At 35.5% G+C, this 3,124-nt stretch carries 4 protein-coding genes; all 4 read right to left on the reverse strand.

Annotated features, from left to right (window positions below; genetic code table 11):
* A partial coding sequence (locus tag ACIQ6Z_RS09680) for a NuoM family protein (RefSeq protein ID WP_396210674.1) occupies positions 1-784 on the reverse strand: 784 nt, incomplete at its 3' end.
* 10 nt (positions 785-794) lie between these two features.
* A complete protein-coding gene (nuoL, locus tag ACIQ6Z_RS09685; protein WP_396210675.1) occupies positions 795-2,672 on the reverse strand; it encodes an NADH-quinone oxidoreductase subunit L in 1,878 nt (625 codons plus the stop codon).
* 7 nt (positions 2,673-2,679) lie between these two features.
* Entirely contained in the window at positions 2,680-3,000 is a 321-nt protein-coding gene (gene nuoK / locus ACIQ6Z_RS09690) for an NADH-quinone oxidoreductase subunit NuoK (RefSeq protein ID WP_396138019.1), read from the reverse strand.
* On the reverse strand, positions 2,993-3,124 hold a 132-nt coding region (locus ACIQ6Z_RS09695; protein ID WP_396210676.1), incomplete at its 5' end, for an NADH-quinone oxidoreductase subunit J. The genes ACIQ6Z_RS09695 and nuoK, both read right to left, overlap by 8 nt.

A 3,124-nucleotide genomic window follows, 5' to 3' on the forward strand; every position in this document is an offset into this window, starting at 1 on the left:
CTTGAGGCGCAATGGGTAATTGCCAACGAATAATGCTGTACAATCCCATTTTAAGCATGATTCCTGATAACAACATGGTTCCCACAGTTGGCGCTTTTTGGTATACCTTTGCTTGCCACGTATGAAACGGAATGATTGGAATTTTAATCGCGTACGCTAAAAAGAACGCAAAGAAAATCCAAAACTGCTCTTGAGTCGATAAATTTAGATTGTATAAATCTTGTAGTAAAAAACTACCTGCTTTGGTATATAAATAAGCAAATGCCACCAACATAAATAGCGAACCTGCTAATGTGTATATGAAAAATTTTAGAACGGCTTTTTTACGTTTTTCTGCATCGCCATTTCCCCAAATTAAGGCAATAAAATAAATTGGGATTAAGGCTAATTCCCAGAACACATAATAGAGTAATCCATCTGCCGCCAAGAATGTTCCAATCATTGCAAAGGCCATAAACAATATCAAAGCATAGAAATTTTTAGCATTTGTTACCGTGGTTCCAAATGAAGAAAATATAATCAATGGGGTTAAAATTGTAGTTAATAACACCATGGATAATGACAATCCATCTGCATACAATGCAACACTTACTTTAGGCAAGGTTATCCATCCATGCAAAATGCCTACATTGCTCCCATTTGTAAATAAATAGAGTATATTCAAAGAAATCACTAAAGCGCCTAAACTAAAAAGTAAAGCCACTGTTGAAGCCAATTTGTCTCCAGAAAAATAGGTAACTAGTGCACCGATTAATAGAGAAAGTAATAATATAGATACATCCATTGTTATAAAATTATTGAGCAATAAATAAATAAATAATTAGGGCACAAATTCCGAGAACAAACATAAACAGATACAATCCTATGTTCCCGTTATGCACTTTTTTCCCTTGCGATCCCAAAGCGTTTGCAGCCGATCCAAAACTGAATACCAATTTGGAAAGTTGTGGCTCTACTGTTTCTCTACTGAAATTTGAAATTGCATTTATTGGTCTTACAAGTAAAGCAGTATAAATCTCGTCTACATAATATTTGTTATAGATGACTTTGTTGAATCCTTCAATTGCCTCATCTTCTTTCGGTACAAATCCTTGTTTTAAGTATTTACCATAAGCCCAAAGTATTCCAACAACTGCTCCAGCCAAAGCAACCCCCATCAACATAAATTCATGAGCGCCAAGCGCATGTGCGTGATGTTTAGTTGCCAAAATAGGTTCTAAATAATGGTTTAACCAAAAGCTACCAGGTAAATTAATTGCTCCACCGATAGCCGCTAAAACCGCTAAAATTACCAATGGAATTGTGATTAATTTCGGACTTTCGTGTAAATGATGTTTTTGTTCTTCGGTACCTCTAAATGTTCTAAAGAAGGTTAAGTACATCAATCTAAACATATAGAAAGCGGTCATGATAGATGCAATTGAAGCCACAATCCACAATACTTTGTTGTGTTCGAATGCGGTTAATAAAATTTCGTCTTTCGACCAAAATCCAGCAAATGGAAATATTCCGGCAATGGCCAAGGTTGAAATCATCATCGTCCAAAAAGTGACGGGCATTACTTTGCGTAAACCACCCATTTTGCGCATGTCTTGTTCGCCATGTAAGGCATGAATTACAGATCCCGAACCCAAGAACAAACAAGCTTTAAAGAAAGCGTGCGTAATTACGTGGAAAACGGCTACCGTATAAGCGCCCATTCCTAAAGCTAAAAACATTAACCCCAGTTGCGAAACAGTAGAGTAGGCCAATACTTTTTTGATGTCATTTTGTAGTAATCCGATTGAAGCCGCTACCAATGCCGTAATAGCACCTACAATGGCAATTATATTTTGAATTTCAGGCGTTAAATCAAATAAGAAATTCATTCGAGTGATCATGAAAATACCCGCTGTTACCATTGTTGCTGCGTGAATTAATGCCGAAACGGGTGTTGGTCCTGCCATCGCATCGGGTAACCAAGTATACAATGGCAATTGTGCCGATTTACCGGTTGCTCCAATGAATAAACATAAGGCTGCAATACCTAAAGCAGTTGTGTTTACTTGACCCGCAGCTATTGCGTTTTGTATTTCGGAATAATTTAAGGTAGCAAATTGAGAAGCTAAAATAAAGATTCCAATTAAAAAGCCTAAGTCACCAATTCGGTTCATGATAAATGCTTTTTTAGCGGCATCATTATAGGATTGATTTTTATACCAAAATCCGATCAATAGATACGAACACAGTCCAACGCCTTCCCATCCGATGAACATTACTAATAAGTTGTTTCCGATGACTAACGTAATCATAAAGAATACGAATAGATTTAAATAGGCGAAAAATTTAGGCATGTTCTCGTCATCATGCATGTAACTGATCGAATACAGGTGAATTAACGATCCGATACCGGTTACAAATAGCAACCACAGCAAGGATAATTGATCCAAAACAATTCCGAAATCAATGTTTAATTTCCCAATTGAAATCCAATCAAACAATGAAATTTCAATGGCTTTTCCTGTTTGAAGGAGTTGTGTAAAAAAACAAAGTGTTAGTAAAAAAGAAAAAACAACTGTTAATGTTCCCACAACGCCTGCGATTCCTTTGCTTATTTTATTTCCAAAGAATATATTGAAAAGAAACCCAACAAATGGAGATAAAAGTAATAGTAAAGCTAAATTTGTGTCCATGTTAAGATTATCCTTTTAAATTTTTTAAATTATCAATGTCGATTGAGCCTAGATTACGGTATACCGAAACCAGAATAGCCAATCCTACCGCTACTTCTGCAGCAGCTACAGCCATAGAGAAAAACACAAAAACCTGTCCTTCGGCATCTTGATGATAGGTTGAAAACGCAACAAACAATAAGTTTACAGCATTCAACATAATTTCGATAGACATAAATACAATAATCGCATTTCGGCGGTATAACACCCCAAAAACACCGATGCAAAAAAGAAGTACCGATAAGAAAATATAATTTTCAATACCGATTTGATTTAATATATTACTCATTGTTTTTTTCTTTTTTAGTCAATAATACCGTTCCTATCATAGCAACTAATAACAAAATAGAGATGAATTCAAACGGGAACATGTATTCGTTTAACAATACTTTTCCTAATACTTTGATGGACTG

Origin of the sequence: Flavobacterium sp. (assembly GCF_044376915.1) — a bacterium.
Classification (GTDB): Bacteria; Bacteroidota; Bacteroidia; order Flavobacteriales; family Flavobacteriaceae; genus Flavobacterium.